Below are 16,097 nucleotides of genomic sequence, written 5' to 3'. Positions count from 1 at the left end.
GGGGGTCGCGCGAGAGCATGTCGGCGAGGACCGGCTCGAGCGCGCCGGCGCGCTCGGGGCGGCGCGGGGGCCGCGAGGAGATGCTGCGCAGGGTCGCCAGGGCATTGCCCTGCGAGGGGTAGGCGTCCTGGCCCTCGACGGCGAAGTAGATCGTCGCGCCGAGCGCCCAGACATCCGCGGACTCGCCACCTCGCCGCCCACGGCGACCTCGGGGGCCATGTAGCTCGGGGTGCCCGTCACGAGACCGGTCTGGGTCAGCTGGTCGTCGGTGCCGGCCCGGGCGATGCCGAAGTCGCCGAGCTTGGGCCGGCCCCCGCCGATGAGGACATTTGGCCGGCTTGACGTCGCGGTGGACGATGCCCGCCCGGTGCGCCGCCGCGAGCGCGCCCGCGAGCTGCGCACCGAGGTCCGCCGCTCCCTTCGGCGTCATCGGGCCGCGCTCGCGCACCGCCGACGAGAGGGTCGGGCCGGCGACGTACTCCATGACCAGCCACGGCGTGCCGTCGTGCTCGGTGACGTCGTAGACGGCGACGACATTGGGGTGGTTGAGCGCGGCCGCGGCCCGTGCCTCGCGCATGGCGCGACGGGTCTCCCCTTCGCTCTCGCCGGGGAAGTCACCGATCTGCTTGACCGCCACCCGGCGGCCGAGGACGGTGTCGCGAGCCAGCCACACGGTGCCCATGCCCCCGCGGCCGATCGGTCGCAGGCGCTCGTAGCGGCCACCGATGAGCTCGGGCGTTGTGTCGTCAGTCATGTCCGGGCCAGCGTAGACGGCCGGGCCCGGCTACCGGGACGTAGACTGCCGACCCAGGGCACTCGCCCAGTCCAGACACCTCAGATCCAGGGGGATCCACGCATGTCCTACCCAGCCCCGCCTCCGCCCGGTGGCGCCGGTGGCCCCAACCCCTACCAGGCGCCGTACGGCAGCGCGCCCCAGGGCATCCCGCCGAAGAAGCAGGACAACACCCTGTGGTGGGTCCTCGGCATCATCGCCGCGGTCGTCATCCTGTGCTGCTGCTCGGTCGGCGGGTTCTTCCTCTTCGTGGCCAACGAGGCCAGCGACCAGGTCTCGAGCTACAGCTCGTCGGCCAACTCGTCGAAGAATGCCGACGCAGCCGGCGCGAGCACCGTCTCCGAGGGCGGCTCGATCACCGTCGACGGCGCCGCCGTCCAGAGCGGGTGGTCGATCGACTCGACCGGCGACGTGGTGAACCTGAGCGTCAGCAACACGAGCGGCACGGCCGACTCCTTCTACCTGACCTTCTACCTGATGGAGGACGGCAACGTCCTCGACGACGTCACGTGCAACACGTCCTACCTCGAGCCCGGCGAGACGGACAGCAACGTCACCTGCATCGGCGCGGTCTTCGACGTCGACGACCGCGACGAGATCCGGGTCTCCGAGGGCCTCTGACCCAGCCCTCCCGCACGGTCCTGAGTCCGCATCTCCCTGGGGAGATGCGGACTCAGGACATGTCGAGGGTCGTGAGCAGCTCGTCGACGGCGGCATAGGGGTCGCTGCTGCCGTCGACGACGCGCTCGGCGAGCGACTGCAGCAGCCCACCCGAGCCGAGGTCGCCCATCCGGGCGCGCAGTCGCGCGATGGCCAGGGCCGTGATCTCGTCCCGGGCGCGGGCGGTGCGCCGCCGACGCAGGGTGCCGCTCGAGGCGAGATGCTGCAGGTGGTCGGTGACGGCCGCGACGACGTCGTCGACGCCGTCGCCGTTCATCGCGGAGGCGCGCACGACCCGGCGGCGCCAGCCGCCGGGGGCGGTCCCCTCGCCCAGCTGGATCATGTGCCGCAGGTCGCGGACGGTCGCGTCGGCGCCCTCGCGGTCGGCCTTGTTGACGACGAAGACGTCACCGATCTCGAGGATGCCGGCCTTGGCCGCCTGGATCCCGTCGCCCATGCCGGGCGCGAGGAGCACGAGCGTCGTGTCGGCGGCGCCGGCGATCTCGACCTCCGACTGGCCGACGCCGACCGTCTCGACGAGCACGGTGTCGAAGCCGGCAGCGTCGAGGACCCGCACGGCCTGCGGCGTCGAGACCGACAGCCCGCCGAGGTGCCCGCGGCTGGCGAGCGAGCGGATCCACACGCCCGGGTCGCTCGCCGAGTCGGTCATCCGGATGCGGTCGCCGAGCAGCGCACCGCCGCTGAAGGGTGAGGACGGGTCGACGGCCAGCACCGCGACCCGCTGACCCTGCTCGCGCAGGGCCCGCACCAAGGCATTGGTCGTCGTCGACTTGCCGACGCCAGGGGCCCCGGTGATGCCCACGACGTGCGCCCGGCCGGTGTGCGGCGCGAGCAGCCGCATGACCTCGGGCAGGTCCGGGTGCTGGTCGTCGACGAGCGAGACCAGGCGCCCGATGGCACGGGACTCCCGCCCTGGCCTCCTCGACCAGGACGGGACGTCGACGCTGCGGCTCAAGCTCAGGCGCTCGGCACGCGGATGATCAGCGCGTCACCCTGACCGCCACCACCGCACAGGGCGGCGGCACCGACGCCGCCACCGCGGCGCTTGAGCTCGTGGGCGAGCGCGAGGGTGATGCGGGCGCCGGACATGCCGAGCGGGTGACCCATGGCGATCGCGCCGCCGTTGGGGTTGACCTGCTCGTCCGCGAGGCCGAGCTGCTTGGCCGAGGCCAGGCCGACGGCCGCGAAGGCCTCGTTGATCTCGACGACGTCGAGGTCGGAGACGGCGATGCCCTCCTTGGCCACGGCGGCCTCGATGGCATTGGCCGGCTGGGCCTGCAGGGTCGAGTCGGGGCCGGCGACGACGCCGTGGGCGCCGATCTCGGCGAGCCAGGTCAGGCCCAGCTCCTCGGCCTTGGCCTTGCTCATGACGACGACCGCGGCGGCACCGTCGGAGATCTGCGAGGCGGAGCCGGCGGTGATGGTGCCGTCCTTGGCGAAGGCGGGACGCAGCTTGCCGAGGGACTCGGCGGTCGTGTCGGCGCGCACGCCCTCGTCGGTCGCGAAGACGACCGGGTCGCCTTGCGCTGCGGGATCTCGACCGGGACGACCTCGTCGGCGAACTTGCCGTCCGCCCAGGCCTTGGCGGCCTTCTGGTGGCTCGCGGCGGCGAAGGCGTCCTGCTCCTCGCGGGTGAAGTCCGAGTTCTCGGCGTTCTTGGCCTCGGTGAGCGCGCCCATCGCCTGGTTGGTGATGACGTCGTGGAGACCGTCGTAGGCCATCGAGTCCTTGAGCGTGGCGTCGCCGTACTTGATGCCGTCGCGGCTCTTGGGCAGCAGGTGCGGGGCGTTGGTCATCGACTCCTGGCCACCGGCGACGACGATGTCGAACTCGCCGGCGCGGATGAGCTGGTCGGCGAGCGCGATGGCGTCGATGCCGGACAGGCAGACCTTGTTGACGGTCAGGGCCGGGACGTTCTTGGGGATGCCGCCCTTGATCGCCGCCTGACGGGCGGGGATCTGGCCCTCGCCCGCGGTGAGCACCTGGCCCATGATCACGTAGTCGACGTCCTCGCCCTTGACCCCGGCCTTGTCGAGCGCGCCCTTGATGGCGAAGCCGCCGAGGTCGGAGCCGGAGAAGCCCTTGAGCGAGCCGCTCATGCGGCCCATCGGGGTGCGGGCCCCGGCGACGATGACGGACACGGGACGATCGGACATGTAAAAGCCTCCAACATGTGTGGTCCCACGGGCACCGGTCCCGGGCCGCGGCTTGCGCTCACCCTAGCGACGAGGACGAAGGGAGGGCAGGCCCCACCCGGGTGGGGCCCGCCACACACGCGCCGGCACGACGGGCCGCGTCGGGGCCCGACCACGCACCACCTGCGGGTGGGACAGACCACAGCCGAAGGGGGCGCGGCGCCCCCCTTCGGCTCTCTAGAGTGCGAACATGACTGATCTCTTCACCGCCATCGACCACGTCGGTGTGGCCGTTCCCGACCTCGACGAGGCCATCGCCTTCTACCGCGACTCCTACGGCATGGAGCTCGCCCACGAGGAGACCAACGAGGAGCAGGGCGTGCGCGAGGCGATGATGCGCGTCGGCGACTCCGGCTCGTGCATCCAGCTCCTGGCGCCCCTCTCCCCCGAGTCGACGATCGCGAAGTTCCTCGACCGCAACGGCCAGGGCATCCAGCAGCTCGCCTACCGCGTCGAGGACATCGACGCCGTGTGCACGACGCTCCGCGAGCGCGGCCTGCGCCTGCTCTACGACACCCCGAAGCGCGGCACGAGCAACTCGCGCGTCAACTTCATCCACCCCAAGGACGCCCGCGGCATCCTCGTCGAGCTCGTCGAGCCGGCCGCCGACGGCGGTCACTGACACTCCGCAGCAGCACGCGAAGGGGGTGGCGCACCGATCGGTGCGCCGCCCCCTTCGTCGTGTGAGAGGGAGGTCACGAGCCGGGGTCCTGCGTCGGATCGTCGGACGGGACACGATGTCTCCGATGCGGTCCGCACCCCGGTGCGCACCGTCCCACAGCGATGTGTGAACTGGGTCATGAGTGCCGCCCCCACGGCGCCATGACGACCTAAGTTGCACGCAGACGCATCACCCCGACACCCCGACGAGGCCGAGGAGCCCCCTTCATGGCAATCGACCAGATCCGCGACGCGATCCTCTCCGGTGACCGCAGCGAAGAGACCTACGCCAACCTCCCCCTGCCGGACACCTACCGCGCGACGACCGTCCACAAGGACGAGGTCGAGATGTTCAAGGGTCTGCAGAGCCGCGACAAGGACCCGCGCAAGTCGCTGCACATCGACGACGTGCCGATCCCCGAGCTCGCCCCCGACGAGGCGCTCGTCGCCGTCATGGCCAGCGCGATCAACTTCAACACCGTGTGGACCTCGATCTTCGAGCCGGTCTCGACCTTCGGCTTCCTCGAGCGCTACGGCCGGCTCAACAAGTACTCCAAGCGTCACGACCTGCCGTACCACATCGTCGGCTCCGACCTCTCCGGCGTGGTCCTGCGCACCGGCGGCCACGTCTCGAAGTGGAAGCCCGGCCAGGAGGTCGTCGCCCACTGCCTGTCCGTCGAGCTCGAGGACGCCGACGGCCACGACGACACGATGATGGACCCGCAGCAGCGCATCTGGGGCTTCGAGACCAACTTCGGTGGCCTCGCCGAGCTGGCCATCGTCAAGGCCAACCAGCTCATGCCCAAGCCGCAGCACCTCACCTGGGAGGAGTCCGCCTCCCCCGGTCTGGTCAACTCCACCGCCTACCGCCAGCTGATCTCCAAGAACGGCGCCGCCCTCAAGCTCGGCGACCGCGTCCTCATCTGGGGCGCCTCGGGTGGCCTCGGCTCCTACGCCACGCAGATGGCCCTGGCCGCCGGCGCGACCCCGATCTGCGTCGTCTCCTCCCCCGAGAAGGCCCAGATCTGCCGCGACATGGGTGCTGAGCTGATCATCGACCGCAACGCCGAGGGCTACAAGTTCTGGAACGACGACAACACCGAGCAGAACCCCAAGGAGTGGCAGCGCCTCGGCAAGAAGATCCGTGAGCTCACGGGTGGCCACGACGTCGACGTCGTCTTCGAGCACCCGGGCCGCGAGACCTTCGGCGCCTCGGTCTACGTCACCCGCAAGGGCGGCAAGATCGTCACCTGCGCCTCGACCTCGGGCTACATGCACGAGTACGACAACCGCTACCTGTGGATGAACCTCAAGAGCATCATCTCCAGCCACTTCGCGAACTACCGCGAGTCGTGGGAGGCCAACGAGCTCATCAACCGCGGTCTCGTCCACCCGACCCTGAGCAAGACCTACAAGCTCGAGGAGGTCGGTCAGGCGACGCTCGACGTGCACCACAACAAGCACCAGGGCAAGGTCGGCGTCCTCGCCCTCTCCCCCGAGCCTGGCCTCGGCGTCACCGACCCCGAGAAGCGCGCCAAGTTCGAGAAGCAGATCAACCGCTTCCAGGCGGTCTGACCGCACCAGCACCACACGAAGGGGGCTGCACCGGATCACCGGTGCGGCCCCCTTCGTCATGCCGTGAGGCGCGCCTGTGGTCGAGCGAAGGGGGCGGACGGCGAGAGGGTCGGCGCAGCGTCAAGCCGACGTCGAGAACGACAACGGGACGACACGACGACGAAGGACGTCGGCAGCGCGTCGACCCTCCTCGCCCGGAGCGGCCCCCTGCCTCGGGCTGCGCGGCGCTCCTCAGGCGAGGCTGACCGAGGTGTCCAGCTCCGTGACGGCTGCGGCGAACTGGCTGCGGTACAGGCGCGCGTAGGCGCCGTCGGCGGCGAGCAGGCTCTCGTGCGTGCCCTGCTCGGCGATGTGCCCGTCCTCCATGACGACGATGAGGTCCGCGTCGCGGATCGTCGACAGCCGGTGCGCGATGACGAAGCTCGTCCGGTCGCCCCGCAACGCCGCCATCGCCTGCTGCACGAGACGCTCGGTGCGGGTGTCGACCGAGCTCGTCGCCTCGTCGAGGATGAGCAGGCTCGGGTCGGCGAGGAAGGCGCGGGCGATGGTCACCAGCTGCTTCTCGCCGGCGGAGATGTTGCCGCCCTCGTCGTCGAGGTGGGTGTCGTACCCGTCGGGCAGCGAGTGGACGAAGCGGTCGACGTAGGTCGCCTCCGCTGCCGCACGGACCTCCTCACGCGTCGCGCCCGGCGCCCGTAGGCGATGTTGTCGCCGATCGTCCCGCTGAAGAGCCAGGTGTCCTGCAGGACCATGCCGGTGCGCGAGCGCAGCTCGGCCCGCGACATCGTCGTGATGTCGACACCGTCGATGGTGATCCGGCCGGAGTCCAGCTCGTAGAAGCGCATGATGAGGTTGACGAGCGTCGTCTTCCCGGCGCCGGTCGGACCGACGATCGCGACCGTCTGTCCCGGCTCGCCGACGAGGTCGAGCCCCTCGATGAGGGGCTTCGCCGGGTCGTAGCGGAAGCTGACGTCCTCGAAGGCCACCCGCCCGTGCCCCTCGCCGCGCGCCGCCGGCACGGCCGGGTCCTCGAGCTGCTCCTGCGCGTCGAGCACCTCGAAGACCCGCTCGGCCGAGGCGACCCCCGACTGCATGAGGTTGGCCATCGACGCCACCTGGGTGAGGGGCTGGGTGAACTGCCGCGAGTACTGGATGAAGGCCTGCACGTCACCGAGAGTCATCGTGCCGGAGGCGACCCGCAGGCCACCGATGACGGCGATGACGACGTAGTTGAGGTTCCCGACGAACATCATCGCCGGCATGATGATGCCGCTGACGAACTGCGCGCCGAAGCCCGCGGACCGCAGCTGCTCGTTGCGCTCGGCGAAGGCCGCGTCGACCTCCGCCTGCCGCCCGTAGACCTTGACGAGCGAGTGGCCCGTGTAGGTCTCCTCGATGACCGAGCTGAGCTCGCCGGTGGACGTCCACTGCTGGATGAAGTGCCGCTGGCTGCGCTTGCCGATCGCGCCGGTGAGCACGATCGAGATCGGGATCGTCACGAGCGCGATGAGCGAGAGCAGCGGCGAGATCCACACCATCATCGAGACCATCGCGACGACGGTGATGAGGCTCGTCAGCAGCTGGCTGAGGGTCTGCTGCAGCGACTGCGCGACGTTGTCGATGTCGTTGGTCACCCGGCTGAGCACCTCGCCGCGCGGCTGCTTGTCGAAGTACGGCAGCGGTAGACGGTGCAGCTTCGCCTCGACCTCGGCCCGCAGGTCGAAGACGACCTGGTTGACCGCGTGGACGATGACCCGCCCCTGCAGCCACGACAGCACCGCGGCGACGACGTAGAGGCCGAGCGCGAGCAGCAGGATCCGGCCGATCGCCCCGAAGTCCATCCCCTGCCCCGGCACGAGGTGCGGCATGGCCGCGAGCATGTCGGCCTGCCGGTCCTCCCCCTGCCCCCGCAGCTGCTCGACGATCGTGTCGAGCGGGACACCGGCGGGCAGCTCGGCGCCGATCCACCCGGCGAAGATCCGGTCCGTGGCCCGGGCGAGCACGAGCGGTCCGACCGCGCTCAGCGCGACGGAGACGACGGTGAGGACGATGGCCGTGAGCACCCGCGAGCGCTGCGGGCGCAGCCGACCGAGCAGCCGCTTGGCCGAAGGGAGGAAGTCCTGCGACTTCTCCCCCGGCGTGCCCATCTGCATGGGTCCGCGACGCGCAGCTGCACCCGGCCCCCGTCGCGCCTGTGCGGCCTTCTCCTCCGCGGTGGGTACCTCGCTCATGCTTGTCCTCCGCGCTGACTCGCGGACCCGCCGCAGGTCGCTCGTACCTCGCACCGCTGCGCGGCTCCTGCGGCGCTCATGCCGCCTCCTCGCGCGATGCCTGGGACTCGACGATCTCGACATAGGTCGGGCAGGTCTCGAGCAGCTGCTCGTGGGTGCCGTCGCCGACGACCCGGCCGTCGTCGAGGACGACGATGTGGTCGGCGTCCATGATCGAGGAGACCCGCTGGGCGACGACGAGGACGACGCTGTCGGCGACGACGGAACGAAGGGCGGCGCGCAGCCGGGCATCGGTCGTCAGGTCGAGCGCGGAGAAGGAGTCGTCGAGGAGGTAGATCGCCGGTCGACGCACGATGGCGCGGGCGATCGACAGGCGCTGACGCTGCCCGCCGGAGAGGTTGGTCCCGCCTTGGGCGACGGGGGCCTCGAGCCCGAGGTCGAGGGCCCGGACGAAGTCCTCGGCCTGCGCGACCCGCAGCGCCTCCCACAGCTCGTCGTCGCTCGCGTCGGGCTTGGCCTGGCGCAGGTTGGAGGCGATGGTGCCGCTGAAGAGGAAGGCCTTCTGCGGCACGACGGCGATGCTCGACCACAGCTGCGCCGGGTCGAGCTCGCGGACGTCGACGCCACCGACGAGCACCCGCCCACCCGTGACGTCGTGCAGCCGCGGCACGAGGTCGAGCAGGGTCGTCTTGCCGGCACCCGTCGAGCCGATGATCGCCGTCGTGCGACCGGGCTCGGCCCGGAGGTCGACATCGCACAGGACCGGCGAGTCGGCGCCCGGGTAGGAGAACTCGACATCCTCGAGGACGACCGCTGGCCGCTCCTCGAGCATCGGCCGCGGGGCGATCGGCGGGACGACGCTCGACTCGGTCGAGAGCACCTCGTCGATGCGCCCGGCCGAGACCGCCGCGCGCGGCAGCATCATCGACATGAAGGTCGCCATCATCACCGACATGAGGATCTGCATGAGATAGGTCATGAAGGCCGTGAGCGCACCGATCTGCATCTGGCCGCTGTCGATGCGCTGGGCGCCGAACCACAGGACCGCGACGGTCGAGAGGTTGAGGATCACCATGACGATCGGGAAGGCGAGCGACATCAGCCGGCCGACGGCGACGGCCGAGGCCGTGTACTCGGCATTCGCCACCCCGAATCGCTCGCGTTCACTCCCTTCGCGGACGAAGGCACGGACCACGCGCACGCCGGTGATCTGCTCGCGCAGGATCCGGTTGACCGTGTCGACGCTCGTCTGCATGCGGCGGAAGTTGGGGATCATCGCCCGGATGACGAGGCCGACGCACACGGCGAGGAGGGGCACGGCTACGGCGACGAGCCAGCTGAGACCGACGTCCTCGCGCAGGGCCATGATGACGCCGCCGACCATCATCATCGGCGCGGTGACCATCATCGTCAGCGCCATGTTGGTGACGGTCTGCACCTGGGTGACGTCGTTCGTCGTGCGCGAGATGAGCGTCGGCGCCCCGAAGCGGGCGACCTCCTGCGCGCTGAAGCTGCCACCCGGGAGAAGACGGCCGCCCGCAGCCGGGCGGCCATCGTCGCCGACAGGCCGGCGCCGATCCACGTCGCGGCGATCGTCGTGGCGATCTGGAGCACCGAGACCGCGAGCATCAGCCCCCCGTGCCGCACGATGTAGCCGGTGTCACCGGTGGCCACGCCGTTGTCGATGATCTCGCCGTTGAGGCTGGGCAGGTACAGGGAGGCGAGCGTGGCGACGAGCTGCAGGACCAGCAGCAGGACCACCCGGCCGCCCGTGCCGCTCAGGTGGCGGCGGACGAGGCGTAGGAGCACCCGATGATTGTTGCACCGTGCAGGTAGTGCACCAACCGGTCAACGCCCGTAGCGCCCCTGGTCGCGTGCCTGCCAGCAGCGCGAGTGCCAGTGCCGCCGGTCGTCCGCTCCACCGAGCCCGTCATCCGGCCAGACGACGACGTGCGGTGTGCCCGGCGTGATCTCGTGCGTGCACCCCGGGCAGGTGTAGGTGCGCTGCGAGGTCTGCCCGGTGAGGCGCCGCACGATCCACGCGCGCCCCATCCACGTCTCCCGCGTCTGCGGCGCCCGTCCCAGCGCGAGCGGCCGGTGCTCGTCACGTCTGCGGCGGTTGTTGCGGGGCATGGGACCATGCTGTCCCACGCCCCGCCCGCCGGGCCAGTCGGTCCGGCTTGACGCCGACCGAAGAATCGAGGACCTGTGCGCGACCTGCTCTGGATCACCCCGACGGATGCGGTCTCCGTGGCCGTGGGCACGGTCGGCATGTATCTCGCGATGCTCCTCCTCGTACGGGTGCTGGGTCAGCGGGTCCTCTCGGGCATGTCGAGCTTCGACCTCGTCGCGGTCATCGCCTTCGGCTCGATCATCGGGCGGGCCTCGCTCGGCGACGTCCCGGTGCTCGGCAGCGGGCTCGTCGCCCTGACGACCCTCGTGACGATGCAGGGCCTCCTCGGGGTGCTGCGGCATCGCGGGTGGATCCAGCGCACGATCGTCAACCCTCCGGTCCTGCTCATGGCCGGCCCGCACGTCATCGAGGAGCACATGCGTCGCTGCCACGTCCTGCCGGGCGAGCTCCAGTCGCGGCTGCGGCTCGCCGGGGTGCGCCACCACGAGGAGGTCGTCGCGGTGACCTTCGAGCCGTCGGGGGCGATCAGCGTGCTGCGGCGCGGGGAGCGCGTCGACCCGCTGCTCCTCAGCGGGGTCGTGGGTGCCTCGCTCGTCCCTCCGGAGCTGCTGGCCCCCTCGTCATCGTGACCTCGACGCGCCACGGCCCCGGACCGAAGGGAGATCCGGGGCCGTGGTCGTGCGCGGCGATCAGTAGGTGCGGAAGCCCTCCCCGGTCTTGCGGCCGAGCTTGCCGGCGGCGACGACCTCGCGCAGGAGCGGGGCCGGGGTGAGCGAGGCGTGCTCGAACTCCGCGAGCAGCTCCTCCTCGATCGCGAGCGCGACGTCGTTGCCGACGACGTCGAGCAGGGCGAAGGGACCCATCGGGTAGCCGTAGTGCTCGGTGATCGCGCCGTCGATCGCGTCGAGCTCGGCACCCTCCTCGTGCGCCTTGATGGCGTCGTTGAGGTAGGGGAAGAGCAGCGCGTTGACGATGAAGCCGGAGCGGTCGGCGCAGCTGACGGCGACCTTGCGGGTGCTGCGGCACAGGTCGAGGACGGTGTCGAGCACGTCCTGGCCGGTCGTCGGGTGGTTGATGACCTCGACGAGCTTCATCACCGGCGCGGGGTTGAAGAAGTGCATGCCGACGACGTCCTGCGGGCGCTTCGTCTGCGCGGCGAGGTCGGCGATGCTCAGCGAGGAGGTCGTCGTCGCGAGGACGGCGCCGGGCTTGCAGATGCGGTCGAGGTCGGCGAAGAGCTGGTTCTTGATGCCGATCTCCTCGGCGATCGCCTCGACGACGATGTCGACGTCACCGAGTGCCTCGCGCTCGGTGGCCCCGGTGAGGCGGCCGAGGATCGCGTCGGCGTCGCCCTGCTCGAGGCGGCCCTTGTCGACCTGGCGGGCGAGGTTCTTCGCGATCTTGGCGGCGACGGCGTCGACCTTGTCCTGCGTGCGGGCGACGTAGGTCACGGGGAAGCCGTTGGCCGCGAAGACCTCGACGATGCCGCTGGCCATGGTGCCGGAGCCGACGACGCCGACGGTCTTGACCGGGCGGGCCGCGCCCTGACCGGTGCCGGAGGGGGTGAGCTCGTCGGCGACGACCTCGTCACCCTCGTAGGTGTAGAAGCCCTTGCCGGCAGCCTTGCCGGTGCGCCCCTCGGCGATGAGTCGCTCGATGGCGGGGTTGGGCTGGTGGCGCGGGTCGCCGGTCTGCTCGAAGCGGGCGGCGAGCGCGTCACGCACGGTCTCGAGGCCGAGCTCGTCGATGACGGTGAGCGGCCCCTTGGGCAGACCGCAGCCGAAGCGCATGCCGTTGTCGATGTCCTCACGCGAGGCGTACTGCTCGTCGAACATCGAGGCGGCGTGGTTCAGGTACGGGAAGACCAGGGCGTCTGCAAGGGCGCGGGAGTCTGACATGTCGAGCACTATCGCAGTCCCCATGACCCCCCGGTAGGGGTTCGTGGCGTGATGGTCCGCACAGGGATGTCGCCGTCGATTTCGCTGTGCGCGTAGGGTCTGCGGGGTGCGAGTGGTGATTGCGACCTGCAGCGTCGACTACGAGGGGCGGCTCAACGCCCACCTGCCCCTGGCGACCCGTCTGCTCATGGTCAAGGCCGACGGCTCGGTCCTCGTCCACAGCGACGGCGGCTCCTACAAGCCGCTCAACTGGATGGCCCCGCCCTGCTCGATGGCCGAGGTCGACCCCGACGAGGCCGAGGCCGCCGAGGGCGTCGAGTCCGTGTGGGTGGTCCAGCACGCCAAGACCGAGGACCGTCTGCGGGTGAAGCTCCACGAGGTCCACCACGACTCCGCCCACGACCTGGGCGTCGACCCCGGGCTCGTCAAGGACGGTGTCGAGGCCCACCTGCAGAAGCTGCTCGCCGAGCACATCGAGACCCTCGGCGAGGGCTACACCCTCGTGCGCCGGGAGTACATGACCGCCATCGGCCCGGTCGACATCCTCGCCAAGGACGCGCAGGGCGTCTCCGTGGCCGTCGAGATCAAGCGTCGCGGCGAGATCGACGGCGTCGAGCAGCTGACCCGCTACCTCGAGCTGATGAACCGGGACCCCGCCCTGCGCCCGGTCACCGGCGTCTTCGCCGCCCAGGTCATCAAGCCGCAGGCGCGCACCCTCGCGGAGGACCGCGGCATCCGCTGCGTCACCCTCGACTACGAGGAGCTCAAGGGCATCGACACGAGCATGCACCGCCTCTTCTGAGGCTCAGTCCAGCTCCAGCCGGACGAAGGGAGCGCCCCTCGCCTCCCCGGGTGACGTGAGCACGAGGACCGTCTCCCCGCGGTGCAGGTCCGCGATCGCGTCGAGGGTCGCGGGGTCGGGCTCGTCGGCGGCCAGGCCGACCTCGTCCTCCAGCGGTGCCCCGAGCCGCTCCGCCAGCTCCTCCCCGACCGCCAGGTCGGGTGCCCGCACGACGGCCAGCACCCGGTCGCCCGTGAGGGCGTCGACGAGGGAGGCCGCCCCCTTCACATCACGCGGAGCAGGGGCCACGAGCAGTGTCGCCGGGCAGTGCAGGGCCATCCCCCGACACTAGCCCTCCCAACACTGCAGGACCCTAGGGTTGTGCAGGGTTACCGGGCCCCAACCCCGCAGGACCCTAGGGTTCTGCGCAGTTACCGGCCAGCTCACATCAGGCTGACGGCGAGACCGATCGCGCACGGCAGCATCGTGACGATGGAGCCGAGACCGGCGCCGCGGGCTCCGGGCCGGGGCACGAGCAGCAGCACGGCACCCACGGCCGCGCCGATGCCGCAGGCGACGAGGCCACCGAGGGCGATGTCACCGAGCGCATAGGCGAGCGCTCCGGAGACGACGACCCACGCGACCGCCGCGACCGGGATCGCGACGACCGCGTGGAGCCAGGAGACGCGGGCGGCGCTCACGCGTCGACGGTCTCCCGGTCCGCGAGGCCGCGGCGCTCGCGGATGATGTCGACGAAGGAGCCCATGATCTCGTTGAGCCCGAAGTCCTTGGGCGTGAAGACGGCGGCCACGCCGAGCTCGCGCAGCTTCGCCGCGTCGGACTCGGGGATGATGCCGCCGACGACGACCGGGATGTCACCGGCGCCCTCGGCCTTGAGCCCCTCGAGCACGTCGGGGACGAGCTCCATGTGCGAGCCGGAGAGGATCGAGACGCCGACGAGGTCGACGTCCTCGGCGACGGCCGCGGAGACGATCTGGTCCGGCGTGAGGCGGATGCCCTGGTAGACGACCTCGAAGCCCGCGTCACGCGCCCGCACGGCGATCTGCTCGGCGCCGTTGGAGTGGCCGTCCAGGCCCGGCTTGCCGACGAGGACGCGCAGCTGGCCGCCCAGCTCCTCCCCCGTCGCCTTGACCCGCTGACGGACGTCGACGAGGTCGGACGAGCCGCCGTCGGCGACGCCGACCGAGCCGGAGACGCCCGTCGGGGCGCGGAACTCGCCGAAGACCTCGCGCAGCGCCTGGGCCCACTCGCCGACGGTGACACCGGCACGGGCGCAGGCCAGGGAGGCCTCCATGAGGTTGTCGTCGGTCTTCGCCGTCTCCTGCAGGGTGGCGAGCGCGCTGCGGGCGGCCTCGGCCTGCTCCGGGTCGGCGTCCCGCTCGGTGCGCCAGGCCCGCACGGCCTCGATGGCCTTGGCCTCGACGTCGGCGTCGACCGTCTGGATCGCGGTGTCGAGGTCGGCGGTCAGCGGGTTGGGCTCGGTGGTCTCGAACTTGTTGACCCCGACGACGATGTCCTCGCCGGCCTCGATCCGCTGGCGGCGCAGCGCGTGGCTCGCGACGAGGGCGGACTTCATGTAGCCCGACTCGACGGCGGGCACGGCGCCGCCCATTTCCTGGATGCGCTCGATCTCGGCCTTGGCGCCCTCGACGAGCTCGGCGACCTTGCGCTCCACGACCGGCGAGCCGGTGAAGAGGTCGTCGTACTCGAGCAGGTCGGACTCGAAGGCGAGGACCTGCTGCAGGCGCAGCGCCCACTGCTGGTCCCACGGGCGGGGCAGGCCGAGCGCCTCGTTCCACGCGGGCAGCTGGACGGCGCGGGCGCGCGCGTCCTTGCTCAGCGTGACGGCGAGCATCTCGAGGACGATGCGCTGGACGTTGTTCTCCGGCTGGGCCTCGGTGAGGCCGAGGCTGTTGACCTGGACGCCGTAGCGGAAGCGGCGCTGCTTGGCGTCGGTCACGCCGTAGCGCTCGCGGGTGATCTCGTCCCACAGCTCGACGAAGGCGCGCATCTTGCACATCTCCTCGACGAAGCGCACGCCGGCGTTGACGAAGAAGGAGATGCGGGCGACGACCTTGCCGAAGTCCTCCTCGGCCACGCGGCCGGAGTCACGCACGGCGTCGAGGACGGCGATGGCCGTCGACATCGAGTAGGCGATCTCCTGCACCGGCGTCGCGCCGGCCTCCTGCAGGTGGTAGCTGCAGATGTTGGTGGGGTTCCACTTGGGGATCTCGCCGACGGTGTAGGTGACCATGTCGGTGATCAGGCGCATCGAGGGCCCGGGCGGGAAGACGTAGGTCCCGCGACTCAGGTACTCCTTGATGATGTCGTTCTGCGTCGTGCCGGCGAGGCGGGCGCGCACCTCGGCGGGGTCCTCCCCCGCGGCCTCGGCCTGCTCCTCGGCGGCGACCTGGTAGAGGGCGAGGAGGTACATCGCGACGGCGTTGATCGTCATCGACGTGTTCATCTCGCCGAGCGGGATCTGGTCGAAGAGCCGGCGCATGTCACCGATGTGGCTGATCGGCACGCCCACCTTGCCGACCTCACCGCGGCTGAGCACGTGGTCGGGGTCGTAGCCGGTCTGGGTCGGCAGGTCGAAGGCCACGGACAGACCGGTCTGGCCCTTCGCGAGATTGCGGCGGTAGAGCTCGTTGGACGCCGCAGCGCTCGAGTGCCCCGCGTAGGTCCGCATCACCCACGGACGGTCACGCTCGGGACGCACTGCCTCGGCTGCAGGGGTGGGGGCATCGGTGCTGTCGGCCATGGGGGCAACGTACCCGCGGCGCCCGCCGCCGCGTAGGCCTGTCCGCGGTGAATGACGCCACACCCGGCGCAGGTGGCCGCCTCCCCACGACGAAGGGAGCCCGCCTCACCCGATGCGGTCGGTCACCGCGGCGACGACCCGCTCGACCGGCCCCTTGCCCAGTCGCGCCCACCACGCGTGGCAGACGACGAGGGTGACCAGGAGGATCCCGCCGCCCAGCGGGGCCCACCACTCCTGGGCAGTCGGCCACGGGATCGCGCGCATCGCGACGGCGATGAGGCACACGTGCAGCACATAGGCGGTGAGGGCGAGCACCCCGGTCGCGCGCACCGGGGCCGACGCCGCGACGAGGGGGGCGCGCCGG

13 protein-coding genes and 3 pseudogenes are annotated in these 16,097 nt (G+C 71.0%); 5 read left to right on the top strand and 11 right to left on the bottom strand.

Annotated elements, in window-relative coordinates:
• A partial coding sequence (locus tag AC2W7J_RS07250; RefSeq protein WP_485981910.1) for a protein kinase domain-containing protein occupies positions 1 to 754 on the bottom strand: 754 nt, incomplete at its 3' end.
• Positions 755 to 856: 102 nt separating this feature from the next.
• Here AC2W7J_RS07250 and AC2W7J_RS07245 point away from each other — a divergent pair.
• On the top strand, positions 857 to 1,414 hold the full coding sequence (locus tag AC2W7J_RS07245) for a hypothetical protein (protein WP_255185640.1): 558 nt from the start codon (positions 857 to 859) through the stop codon (positions 1,412 to 1,414).
• Positions 1,415 to 1,466: 52 nt separating this feature from the next.
• On the opposite strand, the gene meaB is transcribed toward AC2W7J_RS07245, so the two are convergent.
• Together meaB and AC2W7J_RS07235 are read right to left on the bottom strand one after the other, a co-directional pair.
• The gene (gene meaB, locus AC2W7J_RS07240; protein WP_485981909.1) at positions 1,467 to 2,429 is read right to left on the bottom strand and encodes a methylmalonyl Co-A mutase-associated GTPase MeaB; all 963 of its coding nucleotides are present in this window, start codon (positions 2,427 to 2,429) and stop codon (positions 1,467 to 1,469) included.
• A 2-nt stretch (positions 2,430 to 2,431) separates the two neighbouring features.
• Positions 2,432 to 3,630: pseudogene (locus tag AC2W7J_RS07235) on the bottom strand (acetyl-CoA C-acetyltransferase).
• A gap of 229 nt (positions 3,631 to 3,859) precedes the next feature.
• On the opposite strand from AC2W7J_RS07235, the gene mce reads away from it, so the two are divergent.
• Together mce and ccrA are read left to right on the top strand one after the other, a co-directional pair.
• Entirely contained in the window at positions 3,860 to 4,291 is a 432-nt protein-coding gene (mce, locus tag AC2W7J_RS07230) for a methylmalonyl-CoA epimerase (RefSeq protein WP_421006960.1), read from the top strand.
• A 272-nt stretch (positions 4,292 to 4,563) separates the two neighbouring features.
• Entirely contained in the window at positions 4,564 to 5,904 is a 1,341-nt protein-coding gene (gene ccrA, locus AC2W7J_RS07225; RefSeq protein WP_427802970.1) for a crotonyl-CoA carboxylase/reductase, read from the top strand.
• 231 nt (positions 5,905 to 6,135) lie between these two features.
• On the opposite strand, the pseudogene AC2W7J_RS07220 reads toward ccrA, so the two are convergent.
• The 3 genes and pseudogenes from AC2W7J_RS07220 to AC2W7J_RS07210 form a co-directional block, all read right to left on the bottom strand.
• Positions 6,136 to 8,135: pseudogene (locus tag AC2W7J_RS07220) on the bottom strand (ABC transporter ATP-binding protein).
• Positions 8,136 to 8,211: 76 nt separating this feature from the next.
• Positions 8,212 to 9,944: pseudogene (locus AC2W7J_RS07215) on the bottom strand (ABC transporter ATP-binding protein).
• Between the two features lie 39 nt (positions 9,945 to 9,983).
• Positions 9,984 to 10,268, bottom strand: a complete 285-nt coding sequence (locus AC2W7J_RS07210; protein ID WP_421006963.1) for a hypothetical protein — start codon at positions 10,266 to 10,268, stop codon at positions 9,984 to 9,986.
• Positions 10,269 to 10,343: 75 nt separating this feature from the next.
• Between AC2W7J_RS07210 and AC2W7J_RS07205 the strand changes: the two genes are divergently transcribed.
• Positions 10,344 to 10,898 (top strand): DUF421 domain-containing protein, encoded by a 555-nt coding sequence (locus tag AC2W7J_RS07205; protein WP_341013228.1) that lies wholly within the window; start codon positions 10,344 to 10,346, stop codon positions 10,896 to 10,898.
• 60 nt (positions 10,899 to 10,958) lie between these two features.
• On the opposite strand, the gene AC2W7J_RS07200 is transcribed toward AC2W7J_RS07205, so the two are convergent.
• Positions 10,959 to 12,167 carry a 3-hydroxyacyl-CoA dehydrogenase family protein gene (locus AC2W7J_RS07200; RefSeq protein ID WP_421006964.1) on the bottom strand — a complete coding sequence of 403 codons (1,209 nt, stop codon included), beginning with the start codon at positions 12,165 to 12,167 and terminating at the stop codon, positions 10,959 to 10,961.
• 106 nt (positions 12,168 to 12,273) lie between these two features.
• Between AC2W7J_RS07200 and nucS the strand changes: the two genes are divergently transcribed.
• Positions 12,274 to 12,969, top strand: a complete 696-nt coding sequence (nucS, locus tag AC2W7J_RS07195; protein ID WP_255185633.1) for an endonuclease NucS — start codon at positions 12,274 to 12,276, stop codon at positions 12,967 to 12,969.
• 3 nt (positions 12,970 to 12,972) lie between these two features.
• Here the strand turns inward: nucS and AC2W7J_RS07190 are convergent, their stop codons facing one another.
• From AC2W7J_RS07190 to AC2W7J_RS07175, 4 genes are all read right to left on the bottom strand, one after another.
• A complete protein-coding gene (locus tag AC2W7J_RS07190) occupies positions 12,973 to 13,287 on the bottom strand; it encodes a hypothetical protein (protein ID WP_485981908.1) in 315 nt (104 codons plus the stop codon).
• A gap of 104 nt (positions 13,288 to 13,391) precedes the next feature.
• Complete coding sequence (locus AC2W7J_RS07185) at positions 13,392 to 13,649, bottom strand: hypothetical protein (RefSeq protein WP_485981907.1); 258 nt, start codon at positions 13,647 to 13,649, stop codon at positions 13,392 to 13,394.
• Positions 13,646 to 15,661, bottom strand: coding sequence for a protein meaA (locus tag AC2W7J_RS07180; protein WP_421007269.1), 2,016 nt, complete (start codon positions 15,659 to 15,661; stop codon positions 13,646 to 13,648). Before AC2W7J_RS07180 ends, AC2W7J_RS07185 begins: the two co-directional genes overlap by 4 nt.
• Positions 15,662 to 15,838: 177 nt before the next feature.
• The coding region (locus tag AC2W7J_RS07175) for a DUF418 domain-containing protein (RefSeq protein ID WP_485981906.1) at positions 15,839 to 16,097 on the bottom strand (259 nt) is incomplete at its 5' end.

It is taken from the genome of Janibacter sp. CFPM2_SD2 (assembly GCF_057364645.1).
This window is presented reverse-complemented; position numbering and strand designations above follow the sequence as displayed.